This is a genomic window from Bradyrhizobium sp. SZCCHNS3052, assembly GCF_032484495.1.
Taxonomy (GTDB): domain Bacteria; phylum Pseudomonadota; class Alphaproteobacteria; order Rhizobiales; family Xanthobacteraceae; genus Bradyrhizobium.
The window spans coordinates 633,937-652,185 of record NZ_JAUETB010000001.1; the positions used below are offsets into that span (position 1 = coordinate 633,937).

Here is an 18,249-nt window from a genome sequence, read left to right on the forward strand (position 1 = left end):
GGGAGGGCGTCCGACAGTTGCGGCGCATGCTGCAGGATCCTGCTTACGAGACCGCCGAGAATGACGGCGTCCGATGTGAGAACCTCGCGGAGGTCCTCGCTCTTGTCGTGGCTCAGGCGCGGGATGCCGGCTCTGACGAGGTGCTCCTAGCCGAGATCGTGCTCAGGGTGAGCGGCCTGCATCGTGATGATCTGCTCGACGCCCGTGCGATCCTTGCGCCGCTGGGCTACACGGATATAGCCGCGCTGCTCAGGCGGCTGGCGAGGTCAGCGCCGCGACGCTTGACATGGAAAGAGCGCATGAAGCTCGACGCTGCGGACCGCCGGGAGGCAAGGGCTACCAGCTCCTGATGGTCTTGTCCCAAACATGCCCTTCCATTTTCGCTTGCTTTTGCCTGTGGCATTGCCAATGATGTGGCATTCCTAAAGCAATGCCACAGAGCTTGGACCATGAGGGTATTTGGATATTGCCGGGTAAGCACCTCCGAGCAGGCCAACGCCGGCCTGTCTCTCGAGACGCAGCGCCAACAGATCGCCGGCTACGCAATGATGAAGGGCTGGAGCATTGCAGAGACGTTCGTCGAGGCGGGCGTGTCCGGTTCCGTGCCACTTGCCGAACGTCCCGAAGGCCAGCGTCTGCTTGCCTTGCTTCGGGCTGGCGATGTTGTCATCACCGCGAAACTTGATCGCGCCTTCCGTAACGCTGCGGATGCGCTGGTCACGTTGGAACAGCTCAAGGACGACGGCATCGATCTGCACATGATCGATCTCGGCGGCAGCGTAACCGGCAACGGCGTCAGCAAGTTGGTGTTCACGATCCTGAGCGCAGTCGCTGAGAACGAGCGCGATCGCATCCGTGAGCGCATCCGGGACGTCAAGCGGCACCGGACAACCCAGCAGCTCTACAATGGCGGTAAGCGGCCCTTCGGTTTCGACATCCATGGCGAGGGCCGGGGCAGGCACCTTGTCCCGAACGCGCTCGAGCAGGCCGCGTTGGCACGGGCAAAAGCCTTGCGCGCGGAACGGAAGAGCCTACGCTTCATTGCGGGAATTTGGGCCGACGAGTTCGGCCTCCCGCTACTCGACGCCAAAAGCGTCGCGCGCATCCTTGCAGCAGCGACTGCGCCATAGGTCTGCTCGACAGACGAGACGCGCGATCTGCATCCTGATCGTAACGGGCCCCGTCCCCCCCCGGCGGGGCCCTCTAATAGAATGCTGATGAAAAATGTGGGGCCCGGCGCTCATTGCCTTTGGTTGGCCAGGGCTGCCTGAGTTCGCGTCGGTAGTTCGAAGCCGGCTGCCTGCATCTTTTCCAGCATATACTTAAGGGCGTTTCGTTCAGATTTCGGAAGCCCGATGTCGCCACGAGTCAGCCGCCGTAGGGCGGCGTCCGATTTCGGGGTAATGAGTCTCTTGGCCCGAGCAAAGGTGAGATATGGTTCCGTATCCGAAGTCATAGCGGCTAAGATGCGATCAAAATCGATGTCTGTGTCGCCCTTCTTCGCGGCGACGCCTTCCTTCCGAATGCGGTCGGCCTCGACACGGTCGATGGTGCAGCCATCGAGTGGGCCGTCAAAGTTGTAAGTGGAGCCGGCCACCGCAGCCCAACAGGCTTGCTGCTTGCAGTATTCGCCAACGTTCTTCATCTGCGGCGGCGCATCTTTGATCGTGGCGGCGACCTGCGGCGCCAGCTGCTGCAGGACGTCCCCGACCTCTTCGGGCAGTTCCTGGCGCTGCCAGATAAGGTTCAGGTCGAGTTCAAGCCCCTGCGCCCGAAGGTGGTTTACTAACCAAGCCAAGGTGTAGGGCACAATCTGCGCCTTGAATCCCCGATCCTCTTTAAACCAAGCCGAAGCGGCAACCATCCGGTCAGTCCAGCGGAAAGCAATGGCCTTGGCGACGACTGCCCGGAACCAGTATTCGTTGAACGACGCCTCCGAGACCTCCCAGATCTTTCCAACGCTCTCAGCGTAGTCGAGGAAGCATTTCTGAGCGTGGCGGCTGACAATATGGGGCCGGCACTCGAAGGTGACCTCGAACTTGGCGAGGTCGGTTTTGTCGATCAGCTGGTCGCGGGGAAATTCCAGTTCGAAGCGGCGCTTTTCGGCTGCTGTTCCATAGGCGAGTTTGTCCCGATACTGCCCCCGCGCCCGCTCGTAGAACCACTTGGATCCAGAGAGTGAACCTGGCTTCGCGGGCGCGGACAGCTGCCTGGAGATCCGCTCCAGCGCGAGATGCACCGGGTGACTTGAGAAGAAATCTGCCTCGCTGACCTTGTTCTGAGTGTTGGCGAACCGGGAGATCTTCGGGACGATCTCATTCAGGCGATCCGGGTTCACCACCGATAGCTTCATCTGCACGAACACCCGGCTGAGGTCGGCTCGCCGATCCCGTCGTTGGCTGTCGCTGGCGTAGAGGATTGAAGCCGTCGTCTGCCCACCGTTGACAATCTGCAGGTTCTCGATGGCCGTGATGCCGAGGCTGCCATCGGTCATTCGCGCGACGCTGATACCCGCTGCGGTGGCGGTGAGACCATTGTTGTAGGCGAAAAACATTTCCGGCTGGGTTTCAAGCGTCCGGATGATACCGGCGTTCACCTTGGTTTTGGCCTGCAGAAACGTCCTCACGTTCTGCTCCAGAAGCCGGGCGCCGTATAGGCCATAGATCTCGGCCAGGAACCGGCCCGGCACGGCAACGAGATAGGACGCATGCTCGCCGTCGATGCTGTGCGCCGGTAGGCAGGGCAACGGCGAGCCGTTGACGGCAGTGACGTCGATCTCGATTGGCTCGACCCTGCCCCGGGCGGCAGAGATGTCCGCAAAGCGAGCGAAGTCCAGCACGCTGCAGACGAAAGGCACACCCAGCACCTCGCCCGATGTCTCCGGCTTTCGTCGGGTGGACATCCGGGCGTTGGAAAAGGCGATCACACGGATACGCCGGATCTGGGCTCGCCTGGAGTAAATCAACCAAGCCGCCTCGAACGTCGGGCTGGCCTCCTCGATGGCGTTGATGAAGGCAGGCTGTACAGCCTGTCCACAGAATCGCCGGACGCGTTCGAAGAGGGTGTCAATCTGCGCGGCGTTGAGGATTTCGAGGTTGCGTCCGGCCCGGAAGTCGGAAACAGCCAAATAGAGGTCGCCGCGTTCGGCGTCGAGGGCGCAACCGTCGAGCTGAAAGGCGTTACGCCCTTCGTGCCGCACCGGCGTGTAGGCGAGATCGATGATGTCGCCGTTCTCCGCTGCCAGTTTGGCGTAGAGATTGAAAAAGGCGGCGGCCTGCGGGTCGCCCGAGGCCTGGGCCTCGAACAGCAGTTCGGCCCAGAAGCGCTCGAATGCCTCGTCCAGGTCGAGCCCGCTCATGCGAATATCCGGCTGATGGTCTGCCCGAGGTCAACCGCAAATGGTTCACAATCGCGCAACAGCACCTCATAAGATACCTTCTGCACGCCGGGCGGCAGCATCGCGGGAATGATGCGCGGGAAACCTTCGCGGACTTCGAACAGACGACGGTCGGTCAGTACCCAGGCTGGCTGATCATAGTCTTCGTGCGGGGCGTAGCCCCAGGCATAAAGCCCTGCGTCGAAGACGTCCTTAGCCGAAGACCCGACCGCTTCGAAGGCCACCCCAAGGGATGCGGCAAGTGAGTTCAGAGTGAATGCGTCGGCCGTCAGCGGACTGGCGGCGATGGTCTGGTAGCAGAGCAGCAGCTCGCTTCCTGCGGTATCGAGCTGCGCTTCGGACGCGATGATGAGCCGCTGGTCCGCAGTCGAAAGCTGGGTCTTGATCTCGAACTGCCAGGGCCCGACCGCGAAGTCCTGTTCTTCGCGGTGGCAGCCACGCCAAGATGCCGCAGCGTCCTGAGCTGATAGGTTTGGCAGAATGACTTCGCGCAGAAAGAGCAGCTCCCCCGCGAGTCCAATGCGTTCCGGCACGCTGAGCAGATCGTCACGGCGCCGCCGCAGCATCTCATGCCAATCGGCCAAACGCCGGACGACCAAGCGAAGCCCGCTGGCGTTGGCGCCGCGGGGCAGACTGGCCGTTGCTTGCAGCAGGTGACCACAGAGCGCGCGGAAGATGTCGAAATGCTCGCGGTCCGGCAGTGTGAGCACTAGGCGCGCCCCGTCGGAACTGAGCCGTTCAAGCGCGACCTCGATCCCGTTCAGCCGGGGTGGTTCGGGAAGGTCCCGGCAGCCTCCATCCGAGGTGAGAGAGAAGATGTAGCGGCCAGCGAAGTCGCGGCCGCGGAAGAAGTCCAGCGGGTGCGTCGTGTCGGCCCGGCGAACATTGTCGGCCGTGGGCGCCGGCGCCGGCGCGATATCCATCCAATCGTCCGGTTCCACCTACTCAGCCTCCAGGATGGCTTCATCGTCTTCAGCCTCGCTGTTCGCTTCCGCCTCCAGTTGGCGTCGGTAGACAGCGTTGACCTGATAGGTTCGCGCCGTCGACGTCTTGTTGGTGGGGGGAAGGCAGAAGCTCAGCGATACCACGGGATCGGTCAGCTTCTTGCGTTCTACCTTCGGCTGAGTGGTGAAGACATGGATCAGCAGAAGCGGCCGGGTTCTCTGGGCGCAATAGGCCTTGTCGCCGCGAAGACCGCCTACCCGATTTTTTTCTTCGGCTGCGTCTTCGAGTTGCTCTTGCGACAGGGCGATCAGGGCGTCGTTCGGATCGGCGACGCGGTTCCGTCCGCCCGTCACCCGCCAACCGCCCTCCACCACGTCACCATGCGAACGCTGGCGCAGCGGGAATGGCCTGCCGGGTACGATCACCTCTGGAGAGGGGTCCCCGCTCCGGGGATGCGGAACGGCGACGTCCCACAGCGCCATCTCGTCGGACAGGCGGTCGGACACATAGTCCATGAACAGGCTGGTGCCGCCCTGGATAGGACCGAGGTCGCCGTGTGCGGACGGGAAAGAGAAGCCCCTGAGGAGGGCCATGACGCTCAGGCCGGAGACGCCGCGCCATACTATGGTTTGATCGGTCGTGAACGCCTCCGACGGTTCACCCAATTCGGAAATGAAACGTCGGACCTCTTCCAGGTTAGCTACGTTGGCGTCGCGATCATTCGGCAGAATGTAGCCTTCGAGGTGCCGCTCGGAATAGTCTGCGGCCACGGTCATCTGCGTGGCTGACCGCATCTTGTTCGCGGCGGTGATTTTGATGGCGGTGGGACTTTCCCTGACCTTCAGACCGAAGTGCTCCGGGGTCATGCCGAGGTCCTGCATCCGCCGCACCTCGGTCCGCAGTTCCTCTATCGCCTCGTGTATCTCCTTGTAGTGGTCAAGGGCCAGATTCGGCAGATAAACCCGGCAAATATCCTCGAAGTTCGGCCGGTAGCCAAACCACCGAGCCATCTGCATGAGGGTGTCGGAGGCGGCCGTGTTGCGAAGTATGTATGAAACCGTCAGGCCTTCCAGCGTCAGGCCACGAGACAGCGCGAGACCGCCGATTGCGATGACATGCAGGCCCTGTTCGCGGTTCCCGCGATAGTCCAGCACTCCGCCCTTCATGTTGACTGTGACCGGCACGATGCTAGCGGCGGCCTCACGAAGGACGGTCAGTACATTATCGAAGGTGAAGCCCGCCTCCGCATATTCGCGGTCGAAGTCCTCCTTCATTGCCGCAATAACGGGGTCAGCCAAAGCGCGGCTTCCGAGGCCGGCGCTGACTGCGGTCGAGTTCTTCAGCGTGTCCAAATATGTGTAGACAAGCCCATAGACTTTTTCCTGAATTGCATTGAAGCGACTCACGTTGATCATCATCGAGCAGTGCTGACGCCCCTGACCGCGGAGGATGCGGATCGCCCGGCTCAGAACAAATACTCGCATTGCCGTCAACAAGGACCCGGGCAGCGTCATTACCGGATCGTCGCTTTTGTGTTTGAGCGGCAGCACCTGAGCATAGTCCCTTACTACTTGGACCATGGTAGGCCGCAGATCACCGTCGTCGGCAAAGACACGCGCGGCTCCGACATAGTTGGACGGCGGATCCAGCGCCTTGATGAAGTGCTTCGGAAACAGGTCGTCCTGAAGCATGGCGTCGCTTGTGTCGGGATCGATGAAGATATTGGCGAATGGCGTAGCGGTGTAGCCGATATATGTACTGCGCTCGAATAGGTTGAGAATCTCACGGATCACTGCGTTGATCGCGGTAGTCGCGCCGGGGTCCTTTGCCGTGTTGATCGAGGCGTTATCGGCCTCGTCGTCGATCAGCAGCAGCGGGGAAGTGATCGTGGCGCCATGGCCTTGTTCGATCAGCCAGTCCTTCAGCTTGGTTAGGGGCGCCTTATTCTTCTTGGTGATGAAGATGATCGGTTCATTGTGTGCGGCAAGGCCGAACACCACGCCACCCCCGGGATTGCGCGTGAAGTCGCTGCCGCGTGACGTGCCATAGGCGGGAAACCGCTTGGTCGCCGCATAGGTCAGAATCGGCAACGGTTCCTGGGCTAACGCGTGGAACACCGACTTTTTGCCGATAAAGGTCTCGTCCAGGCGCTCCTGCGTCTGCGACCGCAGGGTGTTGGTAATGCCGGCAAGCAGGAGAATGGTGCGATAGCCGGCGTCAGCTGCCTTGCAGATAAGCGCCGAATAGTTGGTAGTCTTGCCGGACTGAACATGGCCGATGACCATGCCACGCCGCGAACCGATCCCGGAGTCCTTTGGATTACCCGAGAAGTCCAGGAGTTCGTCCGTCACATTGTCCAGGGTGGCGACAACCTGAGGCTGGATGACGCCACCCTCCAGGTAATACCGACGCAGCCGGTTCCAGTAGTAGAAGTCGATTTCAGCCCGCTTGTCGCGCAGCCAGGGTTTGAAATCGCTGAAGACCGATGATCCGCGCGCCTGGCTCGTGGTAAAGCTGCCTTCCAACTCGCGGACCAGCCAAGCTATTTCCTCAGGATCCAGCTGAAACGGACTCGCGGCGACCTCGGCCGCAATGATGCCGTCCGGCAGTGCACGCCCCTGCGCGACCTCCTGCGCCCATGCCTGACCGAGCTTGAGGGTGAAATAGGCGAGTTCACTGCTGAGATTTCGCACGTATCCACCCCTTCTCCTTAAGAACTTCCTCGGTGGTTTCCCACGCTTCGCACCAGGGTTCCGTAATCTTCAGCAGCGAGCTCAGCGCTGCAAGGTCCCCACCCACTCGCGACAAAAGCAGGGGCAGGGCAGCGTTAAGATCGTCGCGGAAAGCCTCTGGGTTGGATCGCGTCTGGTGGATGGCGTCCAGTCCGACCGTCGCATCCTGGCCGAAGGCCTGAACGGGGAAGGCTTGCTCGATCACCTTGATAGCGGCGACGGCGGCTCTTTTCTGCTCGTCGTCGCCAGCTTCCATCAAAGCCGCGATCATCGGGTGTTCGCGATTGATGGCGTAGTGGATCTCTCCGCCCCGCGCGTAGCGGCTCCACACTGACGTCGTGTGGGCCCGGTCGAGCCGTCCTCCCCGTCCGCGGAACACCCTTGCGGAACGCCGTCTCAGGACTTCCACGATCTGGCGTAGCCGGGCGCGCAGGACTGTCGGCAGCTCGGCATCCGACTTGTCGATGGTGATCTTCCAGATGTGGTCCAGCGCATTTGGGATGTCGACTCGTATCCTGACCAGCTGTGACAGCTCTCCATGCCGGAGAAGCCGGAACCAAGTCCCGCTGATGATCAGTCGGTGGTTGCGGTAGACATAAAAACCCTGATTGCGGAGGAAGCCTTCCTCTCCGCTCAACCGGTCATACTGAATGGCTTTCAGCTTCGAGTAGTGTGGAAGGATGAACGGTTGGATGTTAATTGTCCGCCCGGCGATCTCAACGTTCTCGGCTTCCAGTTGCTGGGTCGCCTCGTGATCGCGGAAGAATGGGTCCCAGGGTTCAATCTGCTGCCCGTTCAGGCGAATCGTCAGACGTCGGCCCCGGACCTCGCCGGCCAGATATCTGTGGAAGATGAGGGCCAACCGGTCGCGTGCGTGCACTACCAGAGCGTTAAACTCCGCGATGGTAAGCGAGCCGTTCTCGGACAGCCGGTCACAGTTCGACCAGATCACCTCGACGCCACCGCTCTCTTTCAGGCCGGGTGAAGCCGCGGCAGCGAGGTCGGCCCGCTCCAGGACGCCCATCCGCCAACCATCAACATCTTCGAGGTCCCACAGACAGCCGTTCACCTCACCGTCGCGACTGGCCAGCACCATCAGACGTGTGCACTGAGAGAACGAGGCGGACTTCATGCCCCATCCGAATCGCCCGAGATCGTCGGGCGACCGTTCTGCCAGAGGATTGGCGCTTGCGGGGCGCATGGCCCGGTGCAGCTCCTCTGCCGTCATGCCTTCACCATCGTCCCGGATACGGATTTCCGGCGACCCGCCGCCAAAATCACACGTCAGGCAGATCTCGCGGGCGCGGGCCTTGATACTGTTGTCGATGAGATCGGCGAGGGCACCAGGCAGATCGTAGTTTCCGAAGCTGCGAGCCGACATCATGAGCGATGCCGCGTCGGGCGGGTTCGCCTCGAACTTCATCTCCGGCTCTGTCCTTTGCTTAGCCTGCTCCCACGCACTACCACGCAGACACCCGTACGCCTCGTTTCGGAGTGTCGGCGAGTCCCTGACAATTTTCAACCGAAAGTGGCTGGGCGAGCAAGGCCATCACTCAGGCCGCTGCGACGTCTGCCATCTTATCGATCTCCGCCCTGTCGCTTTTGGCCGTCGTTTTTCGCAGAAGATCGAGCTTGAGCTGCCGCCCGACGGCCAAGGCGAGCAGCGGGGGGACCGCATTGCCAATCTGCCGAAAGGCAGCGTTCATAGCGCCGGCGAACCGGAAGGCGTCCGGGAACGACTGGAGCCGCGCCGCTTCTCGGACGGAAACGGTACGCTTCTGCCGGCTATCCCAATGAATGTGGGAGTAGGTGTCCTTGCCCATGTGCGCCGTTAGCGTACGCGAGGGCATGGTGGGATCCATCTTCCACCACTTGTTGGGAAACTTGCTCGGGTCATAGGGCGGAACAGACGCCCTTTGCAACGTCTGCCATGCCTTGCTGCCCCGGGCGGGCCGCGGCCGAATTTGCGAAAGCCGCTCTTCGAAGATGGCGTTGGCCACCACGCTCGCATGGGGATAGTCCCCGCCGATGCGCATTCGCCGAAAGATCTCGAAGTCTCGGGGTGTCAGCCGCACGACGTGGCCGTCTGTTCCTGCATGGCACTTAGGCAGACCGGGCCATGCCCGCATGTCTGCGGCGTAATCCGTCAGGCCGTCGAACGAAGGATAGGGGAGCACATCCGAAACGTGACGCCGGCGCATCACAGCTGGCGCCTTGTAGTGCTCCAAAATCCGCGGGAGATCGGACAGCGCGTCGCGGACGGTGACAGCGGGAGGAAGTCTGGCCGCAGGCAAGGGTGACTCCGTGAACCGCGAGCCTTCTTTCGGCACATGGCGTAGCGCGACTGTCCTGGCGCCCTCGTAGCCGGGCGGGAGTTTCGCCGCATGAGTCGGGGCAGGAAATCCTGGCGCGTGTCCGAGGGACGCGTCGACTGCCACCAGGAACAGCCGCTCGCGCATCTGCGGGACGCCGTAGTAGGCGGCGTTCAGCAGCGTGTACCGCGCGACATACCCCATGTCCTCGAGCGTACCGCAGATCTCCTCGGGCACGTTGTGGCCGCCGAAGTTTAAAATATCGGGCACGTTCTCGATGACGATCGCCACAGGGTGTACGGCTTCTACGTACTGCAGAAAACGCTGGTAAAGTCGCGCCCGCGGGTCATTCTTGAAAGCATCCTCATCTCCGGTGACGGACCGCAGCTTGGACCGCCCGATCCGTGCAAAGGCTTGGCAAGGCAGCCCAGCAGCGAGCACGTCGAACTGATCGGCCGGCGAACCTTCGAGACCAAGGTCACGGCAGAGCGAAACCGGGTCCGACGCCGTCATGTCGCGCGCGACGGCCCATGCTTCGCGACGGCCTGCGACGGGAGCCGGGAAGTTGATCGCGTAGCTCTCGGCGGCTGGCTCATCCAATTCAATGTGGGCGACGAGATCGAATCCGGCGGTCTTCAGTCCGAGGGACATGCCGCCGCAACCGGAGCAGAGCTCCAGCACCCGGGGCGCCTGGCCCCCCCTTATCCGCTCAAGCTTTGCCGCCCGGATTCTCGCACCGGCCTTCATTTTGGCACCCCAAGATGGACCAGAAGCCGAGCAGCGAGCTTCTCAGCATCGATCGATTCGCACTCCCAGATTACCAGAGAATGCCAGCCTTCCGCCTGCAATTGTGCTATCGCTGCGGCGTCACGGGCCACATTCGATGCGAACTTCTTGTTCCAGAAATCGACGCTCGACTTCGGTGTATACGCGAACCGGCATCCCGGATGCCGATGCCAATAACAGCCATGGACGAAGATGACCTTGCGGCGGCCGGGAAACACCAAGTCGGGACTTCCGGCGAGATCTCGTCGATGCAGACGGAAGCGGTAGCCCATGCGATGAGCGAGTCGCCGGACCGCCATCTCTGGCTTCGTGTCCCTCCCGCGGATGCAGCTCATCATCCGGGACCGCGTCTCTCGATCGACGATATCCATAAACCATCCGTTTGTCTTGGACCAAAGCACCTCCATCAAGCCATACGCTCCCTGTGAAACGCAACTGCTTGTTGTGGGCACGGCAAATGCGCACGGTCGCGCTCCTGGCGCGCCATATCCGGGACGAGAACCTCTCTGGCAATCTCGGCCCCGACCAGATGCAAAGGTGTTAGTGTGCAGGCTGATGTGGGTCTATGCATACCGCTACATCAATCTTGAAGAAACCGCAGAGATGGCCGCAAGCGGGCCCTCGGCATAGAGCACCGATGACGGTGGCGTATGCTCCCGAATGATCGCTGGTCGGTCGACTTCGTGCCGGATCAGATAACTGATGGCCGGCGCTTCCGCATCTGACCCTGGTCGCCGACTGCACCCGCGATGCTTGGCCTACAGGTAACACCTCACTCTCGCGTGGCCGCGTCGCTCTGGAAGCTGGACCGGCTGGTCGCGGAGCGCGGCAAGCCCCGGGGTGGTGGTGAGTGACACCGGCAGCGAGCTCACCAGCAATGCCATCCTGACATGAACCGACTACAGCAATGACGTCTTGGCACTACATCGCACACGGGAACCCAAGCAGAACGCCTTTATCGAGAGCTTGAACGGCCGGCTGCGGAACGAACTGCTGAACGGGACGCTGTTCACCTCGTCCAGGCCGCGTCGTCGTACTCCGATGCTGGCGGGCCGACTATAACGACGCTCCGCCACACTCCCAGCTCGGATGGACCATGCCATGCGAGCTCGCCGCCCAGTGCAATCCAAGTCGGGATCTGGTGCTGCGCTGTGTCGAAGGCTCCGCGCCAGTTCCCGCCGCCCGGATGGGCACATCCAACCGCCCGAACGAACTCGGACCTGGGTCAGACTTAGGGGCAAGGTCACCCCCATACGATCCACTTCAGATCGCTTGAAAGAGTGCGACAATAATGTGGGTTCTCAGGGACTTTCGATGGTCTGGACTCAAGGACAGCGTTGTCGCACGCCTTTGAAATAATTCGCTTCCGGTTGCCTCTCCACTCCTGCCAGCGAGATCAAGCACTTAAGCCAAAAATCGACGAGACAGGTGAGGTCGGGGCCCGCAGCGCGCGAGCCCCGAATGCATTTCGGCGACCTCTTATTGTTTCACATAAGGGCAGTTTCCGTCCTTCAGCGGCCGGAACACCTGGTCGCCGGCCACCTCGGCCAGCACCTTGTAATAGTCCCACGGGCCCTTCGACTCCTCGGGCTTCTTCACCTCGAACAGGAACATCGAGTGCACCATGCGGCCGTCCTCGCGCAGGATGCCGTTGTCGGTGAAGGCGTCACGCACCGGGGTCTCGCGCATCTTCGCGAGCACCGGCTTGGTGTCGCGGGTGCCGGCGGCCTTTACGGCATTGAGATAGTGCAGGGTGGCGCTGTAGGTGGCGGCCTGGTTCATGGTCGGCATCCGCTTCATGCGCTCGAAGAACTTCTTGCCGAAGGCGCGGGTGCGGTCGTTGAGGTCCCAGTAATAGGCCTCGGTGATGATCAGCCCCTGCGCCAGCTTCAGGCCGAGGCTGTGGATGTCGGAGATGAACATCACGATGCCGGCGAGGTTCTGGCCGCCGGCGACGATGCCGAACTCGGCGGCCTGCTTGATGGTGTTGATGGTGTCGCCACCGCCGTTGGCCATGCCGATGATCTTGGCCTTACTGGCCTGCGCCTGCAGCAGGAAGGACGAGAAGTCCTGATTGTTGAGAGGATGCCGGGCGCTGCCGACCACCGTGCCGCCGGCGGCGCGCACGACGTCGCCGGTGTCGCGCTCGATCGAATGGCCGAACAGATAGTCGGCGGTGATGAAGAACCAGGTGTTGCCGCCGTTCTTGACGATCGCGCTGCCGACCGTGTGCGCGTTTCCATAAGTGTCGTAGGTCCAGTGCACGGTGTAGGGCGAGCAGGACTTGCCGGTGATGTCGGAGCTCGCGGCATCCGTCACGATCATCAGCTTCTCGAACTGCTTCGACATCTCCATGCCGGCCAGCGCGGTGGCCGAGGTCGGCATGTCGATCACCATGTCGACGGCCTCGTTCTCGTACCATTTGCGCACGATCGCGGCGGCGATGTCGGCCTTGTTCTGCGGATCGGCGCTGATCACCTCGATCGGCTTGCCGAACATGCTGCCGCCGAACTCCTCGACCGCGAGCTTGGTCGCCTCGAGATTGCCCTGGCCGCCGATGTCCGAATAGACCGACGAGAAGTCGCTGAGCACGCCGATCTTGAGCGGGGCTTGGGCCTGGGCACAGGCAGGGACGGCGGTGAGGGCGAGAGCGGCAAGACCGAGAGCAGCAAGGCTGACGGCGGCAAGGCGCGTCCGTCCCTTGCGCGGGGCAAAGGTCATGGGTTTCCTCCGGATTGTTCTCGTGCGGACGAGAATGAGCGGGCGCCGCAGGCCCGGCAAGAGCAGGAACCGCTCCACCGCGGGCATTTCGTCGCGGCAACTGCTCAACCTGCCGTGGTGCGGAAATGGCCTGCCGCGACACGAAAAACCGCGTTGTTGCGAGCCTGGCGGGGGCCTGCCACGGGAATGACCGCCGACGCCCGGCATGCCCATATCTTGACCTTTGGCCGGCCGGACAGTAGATATCTTGGCAACCTGCAGCCGGCCCGCTACACGCGGATATCCGGCGCGGCTTTTCACTCCCCGAACAAGCGAGCCCGTGGATTCGGCTCATCTCTCCGACAAGAGGGTGGGCCACGGACGGCTGTTCGGTTTTCCCAGTCAACTCTTCAATCGTCCGATGACGGACGCGGACCCCTGACGATGGCTACCAGCCCGTTCAAATTCCTGCAGGAAGTGCGCTCGGAGACCGCCAAGGTCTCGTGGCCGAGCCGTCGCGAGGTCACCATCACCACGATCATGGTGTTCGTGATGGTGGCGCTGGCCTCGGTGTTCTTCTTCGCCGCCGATCAGATCATCCGTTATCTCATCACCCTCGTGCTGGGCATCCACTGATGGCAACCGCAACGCAAAGCTCCGACAAGCGCTGGTACATCGTCCACGCCTATTCGAACTTCGAGAAGAAGGTCGCGGAGTCGATCCGCGAGCAGGCCAAGCAGCGCAATCTCGAGGACCTGTTCGAGCAGGTGCTGGTGCCGATCGAGAAGGTCACCGAGGTGCGCCGCGGCCGCAAGATCGACGCCGAGCGCAAGTTCTTCCCCGGCTACGTGCTGGTGAAGATGAAGCTGACCGACGAGGCGTTCCACCTGATCAAGAACACGCCCAAGGTGACCGGCTTCCTCGGCGCCGAGAACAAGCCGATGCCGATCTCCGAAGGCGAGGCGATGCGCATCCTGAACCAGATGCAGGAAGGCGTGGAGCGGCCGAAATCCTCGGTGTCGTTCGAGATCGGCGAGAACGTCCGCGTTGCCGACGGCCCGTTCGCCTCGTTCTCCGGCGTGGTCGAGGAAATCGACGAGGCCCGCTCGCGCGTCAAGGTCGCAGTGTCGATCTTCGGCCGCGCGACGCCGGTCGAACTGGAATTCAACCAGGTCGAGAAGATCGTCGGTTAAGGGCCGGGCTGCCGGCTCTCTCGGCGTCCCGGGCTTTCCTTTTCGTCCGATCTCGTGTATCGGGCGCGCTTCGCTCCCCGAACGGGGGGCGATTTCGTTCGTGGGAGGCGTGACCGGCTTTGCCAGCCGGGCCAAGCGCGCCGGACCACGGTCCCAAACCTCGCCTGACGGGTTTTGTCGCCCCAAGGCGTTGCGTTCGCATCAGGCAGAATCGCGAACGCATTGGAGAGTCATAATGGCAAAGAAAGTAACCGGTTACCTGAAGCTTCAGGTTCCGGCCGGCGCGGCCAATCCGTCGCCGCCGATCGGTCCGGCGCTCGGTCAGCGCGGTCTCAACATCATGGAGTTCTGCAAGGCGTTCAACGCCCAGACCCAGAAGGAAGAGAAGAACACCCCGATCCCGGTGGTCATCACCATCTATGCGGACCGGTCCTTCACCTTCGAGATGAAGACCCCGCCGATGTCCTACTTCCTCAAGCAGGCCGCCAAGATCCAGTCGGGCTCCAAGGCCCCGGGTCGCGACAAGGCCGGCAAGGTGACCAAGGCGCAGGTGCGCGAGATCGCCGAGAAGAAGATGAAGGACCTGAATTGCGACTCGATCGAGTCGGCCATGAAGATGGTCGAGGGCTCCGCCCGCTCGATGGGTCTGGAAGTTGCGGGGTAAGGCGCCATGGCACTCGGAAAGCGTTTGAAGAAGGCCCGCGAGGGCATCGATCGCACCAAGCTCTACCCGCTTGCTGACGCGATCAAGATGATCAAGGAGCGGGCCGTGTCGAAGTTCGACGAGACCATCGAGGTCTCGATCAACCTCGGCGTCGATCCGCGCCACGCCGACCAGATGGTCCGTGGCGTCGTCACGCTGCCGAACGGCACCGGCCGTACGCTCCGCGTCGGCGTGTTCGCCCGCGGCGCGAAGGCCGAGGAAGCCAAGGCCGCCGGCGCCGACGTGGTCGGCGCGGAGGACCTGGTCGAGAAGGTGCAGAACGGCAATATCGACTTCGACCGCTGTATCGCCACCCCCGACATGATGCCGCTGGTCGGCCGTCTCGGTAAGGTGCTCGGTCCGCGCGGCATGATGCCGAATCCGAAGATCGGCACCGTGACCATGGACGTCACTGGCGCCGTCAAGGGCGCCAAGGGCGGCTCGGTCGAGTTCCGCGTCGAGAAGGCCGGCATCATCCAGGCCGGCGTCGGCAAGGCCTCGTTCGCCGAGGACAAGCTGGTCGAGAACATCAAGGCGCTGGCGGATGCGGTGGTGAAGGCCAAGCCGGCCGGCGCCAAGGGCACCTACGTCCAGCGCGTCGCGGTGTCGTCGACCATGGGCCCGGGCGTCAAGGTCGAGCCGGGCACCTTGCTCGCGTAACACCTTCGGACATCGTCAGCATTCAGTGGGGCGGGATCGGCAATCGATCCCGCCCTTCGCATTTCCGCACCCCAAGTGAGCGGCACGCCCGCTGCAAAATTGCAGCCGGGCTGGCGCAAACACAACGAGGCTCAGCCCCGGGCGCCTTCGGATGTCCGGGCCTCGGATCGCATGCTGGGCCTCGCAGCCGCCAGCAGCTTGCCGATCTCGGGCTTGCAGGCGCCGCAATTGGTCCCGGCCTTCAGACGTTGGCCGACGGCCTCGACGCTCCCTGCGCCGTTCTGGATCGCCGACGAGATCTGGTTACGACCAATGCCGAAACAGGAGCAGATGACCGCACCGATGTCGTCAGCGGCCGCCAATGGCTGGCCCGCGAGCAGGGCGTTGCGGGCGTTCGGTGACAGCCGCTGCTCGGCAAACAGGCCGATCAGCCACGACCGCGATCCCAGCCGCTGGTCGGGCGCGACGAAGACGCAGCCCTGCAGCCGGCCATCCGATACGCCTGCGTAGCGGAACCGGCCGGCGGCCGGGTCGCGATACGCAATCCAATCGATCTCCGTTCCGGCGATCCCAAGCTGTTCGGCGGCCCACTCGCGCCAACTCGCAGGCCGCTGGTCGAAGGCAAGCTCGAGCCGGAAACACGCTCCGACCTTGCCCTGCACCCAGTACTCGCATGGCGGACGGCGGATCTCCTGCCGGCTCAGGATGAAGACGTGCCAGTTCGGCGCATAGGGCTCCGCCCTCACCGGCGTATGCTTGGACTCGGGCTGACCCGACAGCGGATCAGTCGCGGGATTGACCAGCGCGTTGACACGGCCAGCGCCGGCGAACTCCTCGTTCCAATGCATCGGAACGAACACGCAGCCCCGCCGCTGCTCCGTCGAGATCGCGACGCGCGCCACCATCTTGCCCCAGGGGCTCGTAAGCCGCACCAGCGCCTCGTTCTCCAGACCGGCCAGGCGCGCATCCTCCGGGTGGAATTCGGCGCAAGGCTCGAAGATGTGCGCGAGCAGCCGCGCGGATTTTCCCGTCCGCGTCATGGTGTGCCACTGGTCGCGAATCCGCCCGGTGTTCAGGACCAGCGGATAGTCACGGCTGGTGGCGTTCCGCGCCGGTCGCGGCGTGACGGCCACGAAACGGGCTCTGCGATCCCCGGTGAAGAATTGCCGATTCTCGAACATCCGCGCCGTGCCGGTCGGAAAGTCCCGCGTCACGGGCCACTGGATCGGCGCCAGCGCCTCATAGGCGCGGCCGTCGAGCGTGCTCAGGGCCGAGATGTCGAAATCGCGCGTGCCATTGTTCTCGAAGCCGGACAGTGCCGCGTGCTCGCGAAAGATCTCGGCGGCGCTGCCATAGTCGAAACCGGCAAACCCCATCCGCTGCGCGACGTCGCAGATGATTTGCCAATCCGCGCGCGCCGAGCCTGGTGCGGGCAGGAACGCCCGCTGCCGTGAGATCCGGCGTTCCGAATTGGTCACGGTGCCGTCCTTCTCGCCCCAGGCGAGCGCGGGCAACAGGACGTCGGCATGCCGGTTGGTGTCGGTGTCGTGCATGCAATCGGACGCCACCACGAACGCGCAGCGATCCAGCGCGGCACGAACCCGATCGGCGTCGGGAAGGCTGACCACGGGGTTGGTCGACATGATCCAGACCGCCTTGATGCGGCCATCGGCAATCGCATCGAACATCTCGACCGCTTTCAGCCCGGCTCTTGGCGCGACCACCGGTGCCCGCCAGAACCGCTTCACCAGGTCGCGGTGCTCTGCATTCTCGATATCGAGATGCGCGGCGAGCTGGTTGGCCAGGCCGCCCACCTCGCGGCCCCCCATCGCGTTGGGCTGGCCGGTCAGCGAGAACGGTCCCATGCCGGGACGGCCGATACGGCCAGTCAGGAGATGGCAGTTGATGATCGCATTGACCTTGTCGACCCCGCTGCTCGACTGATTGACGCCCTGGGAATAGAGCGTGACAACGCGCTCCGTCTTCGCGAACCATGAAAAGAACAGCTCGACCGCGCCCTCGCTCAGCCCGCAGGCCGCCGCGGTCTCGGCGACTGTCTGCCGGCCGGCGACCTGCAGCGCCGATTCAACGCCGCTGGTGACCTCACTGACAAAGCCGTCGTCCGCATAGCCGCCGCGTGCGAGATAGGCGAGCAGGCCGTTGAACAACACCGCGTCACTTCCGGAACGCAGCGGCAAATGCAGGTCGGCGCCTTCGCAGGTCGCGGTCCTCCGCGGATCGACAACGACGATACGGCAGCTGGGATTGTGCTCCTTGGCCGCCAGCATGCGCTGGTGCAGCACCGGATGGCACCACGCGGCGTTGGAGCCGACCAGGACCAGCAGGCCGGCCTGCTCAAGGTCCTCGTAGCAGCCCGGAACGGTGTCGCTGCCGAACGCGCGCTTGTGGCCCGCGACGCTCGACGCCATGCACAGGCGCGAATTGGTGTCGATGTTCGCGGTCCCGACGAAGCCCTTGGCGAGCTTGTTGACGACGTAATAGTCCTCGGTCAGCAACTGCCCCGAAACATAGAATGCGACGGCATCCGGTCCATGGTCGCGGATGATTTCGGTGAAACGGCTCGCGACGAGGTCGAGCGCCTCATCCCAGCCGGCTGCCCGTCCGTTCACGACCGGCTCGAGCAGACGTCCCCCGAGATCGATCGTTTCCGCCAGCGCCGATCCCTTGCCACACAGCCGGCCGAGATTGGCGGGATGCTGCGGATCGCCTCGGACGCTGATGGTCCCTGAGCCGTCCCGATCGGCGACGACGCCGCAACCGACGCCGCAATAGGGGCATGTCGTCCTGACGCTCATGCGAT

At 63.0% G+C, this 18,249-nt stretch carries 14 protein-coding genes and 1 pseudogene; 7 read left to right on the top strand and 8 right to left on the bottom strand.

What is annotated here, in order from left to right:
* Positions 1-26 precede the first annotated feature (26 nt).
* Both QX073_RS02855 and QX073_RS02860 read left to right on the top strand, forming a co-directional pair.
* On the top strand, positions 27-350 hold the full coding sequence (locus tag QX073_RS02855) for a hypothetical protein (protein ID WP_316206931.1): 324 nt from the start codon (positions 27-29) through the stop codon (positions 348-350).
* A gap of 99 nt (positions 351-449) precedes the next feature.
* A complete protein-coding gene (locus QX073_RS02860) occupies positions 450-1,130 on the top strand; it encodes a recombinase family protein (RefSeq protein WP_315749593.1) in 681 nt (226 codons plus the stop codon).
* Between the two features lie 110 nt (positions 1,131-1,240).
* Here the strand turns inward: QX073_RS02860 and QX073_RS02865 are convergent, their stop codons facing one another.
* From QX073_RS02865 to QX073_RS02890, 6 genes are all read right to left on the bottom strand, one after another.
* On the bottom strand, positions 1,241-3,358 hold the full coding sequence (locus QX073_RS02865) for an AIPR family protein (protein WP_315749595.1): 2,118 nt from the start codon (positions 3,356-3,358) through the stop codon (positions 1,241-1,243).
* Positions 3,355-4,338 carry a PD-(D/E)XK motif protein gene (locus tag QX073_RS02870; protein WP_315749597.1) on the bottom strand — a complete coding sequence of 328 codons (984 nt, stop codon included), beginning with the start codon at positions 4,336-4,338 and terminating at the stop codon, positions 3,355-3,357. Before QX073_RS02870 ends, QX073_RS02865 begins: the two co-directional genes overlap by 4 nt.
* The gene (locus QX073_RS02875) at positions 4,339-7,035 is read right to left on the bottom strand and encodes a Z1 domain-containing protein (RefSeq protein ID WP_315749599.1); all 2,697 of its coding nucleotides are present in this window, start codon (positions 7,033-7,035) and stop codon (positions 4,339-4,341) included. It lies immediately after the preceding gene.
* A complete protein-coding gene (locus tag QX073_RS02880; RefSeq protein WP_315749600.1) occupies positions 7,016-8,497 on the bottom strand; it encodes an ATP-binding protein in 1,482 nt (493 codons plus the stop codon). Before QX073_RS02880 ends, QX073_RS02875 begins: the two co-directional genes overlap by 20 nt.
* Positions 8,498-8,627: 130 nt before the next feature.
* On the bottom strand, positions 8,628-10,133 hold the full coding sequence (locus QX073_RS02885) for a DNA cytosine methyltransferase (protein WP_315749601.1): 1,506 nt from the start codon (positions 10,131-10,133) through the stop codon (positions 8,628-8,630).
* The gene (locus tag QX073_RS02890; RefSeq protein WP_315749603.1) at positions 10,130-10,543 is read right to left on the bottom strand and encodes a DNA mismatch endonuclease Vsr; all 414 of its coding nucleotides are present in this window, start codon (positions 10,541-10,543) and stop codon (positions 10,130-10,132) included. The genes QX073_RS02885 and QX073_RS02890 overlap by 4 nt, the downstream gene beginning before the upstream one ends.
* A gap of 225 nt (positions 10,544-10,768) precedes the next feature.
* Here QX073_RS02890 and QX073_RS02895 point away from each other — a divergent pair.
* Positions 10,769-11,448, top strand: a pseudogene (locus tag QX073_RS02895) (integrase core domain-containing protein); the annotation flags it as partial.
* A 203-nt stretch (positions 11,449-11,651) separates the two neighbouring features.
* On the opposite strand, the gene QX073_RS02900 reads toward QX073_RS02895, so the two are convergent.
* The gene (locus QX073_RS02900; RefSeq protein ID WP_316225290.1) at positions 11,652-12,893 is read right to left on the bottom strand and encodes an ABC transporter substrate-binding protein; all 1,242 of its coding nucleotides are present in this window, start codon (positions 12,891-12,893) and stop codon (positions 11,652-11,654) included.
* 423 nt (positions 12,894-13,316) lie between these two features.
* Here QX073_RS02900 and secE point away from each other — a divergent pair, with 423 nt between their 5' ends.
* The 4 genes from secE to rplA all read left to right on the top strand — a co-directional run bounded on the left by secE (position 13,317) and on the right by rplA (position 15,428).
* Positions 13,317-13,508 carry a preprotein translocase subunit SecE gene (gene secE, locus QX073_RS02905; protein WP_006611822.1) on the top strand — a complete coding sequence of 64 codons (192 nt, stop codon included), beginning with the start codon at positions 13,317-13,319 and terminating at the stop codon, positions 13,506-13,508.
* On the top strand, positions 13,508-14,065 hold the full coding sequence (gene nusG / locus QX073_RS02910) for a transcription termination/antitermination protein NusG (RefSeq protein ID WP_284423110.1): 558 nt from the start codon (positions 13,508-13,510) through the stop codon (positions 14,063-14,065). Before secE ends, nusG begins: the two co-directional genes overlap by 1 nt.
* A gap of 235 nt (positions 14,066-14,300) precedes the next feature.
* On the top strand, positions 14,301-14,729 hold the full coding sequence (gene rplK, locus QX073_RS02915; RefSeq protein ID WP_012045056.1) for a 50S ribosomal protein L11: 429 nt from the start codon (positions 14,301-14,303) through the stop codon (positions 14,727-14,729).
* A 6-nt stretch (positions 14,730-14,735) separates the two neighbouring features.
* A complete protein-coding gene (gene rplA / locus QX073_RS02920; RefSeq protein WP_315714579.1) occupies positions 14,736-15,428 on the top strand; it encodes a 50S ribosomal protein L1 in 693 nt (230 codons plus the stop codon).
* Between the two features lie 131 nt (positions 15,429-15,559).
* Here rplA and QX073_RS02925 read toward each other — a convergent pair whose 3' ends face one another.
* Positions 15,560-18,244 (bottom strand): molybdopterin-dependent oxidoreductase, encoded by a 2,685-nt coding sequence (locus tag QX073_RS02925; RefSeq protein ID WP_316225291.1) that lies wholly within the window; start codon positions 18,242-18,244, stop codon positions 15,560-15,562.
* Positions 18,245-18,249 lie beyond the last annotated feature (5 nt).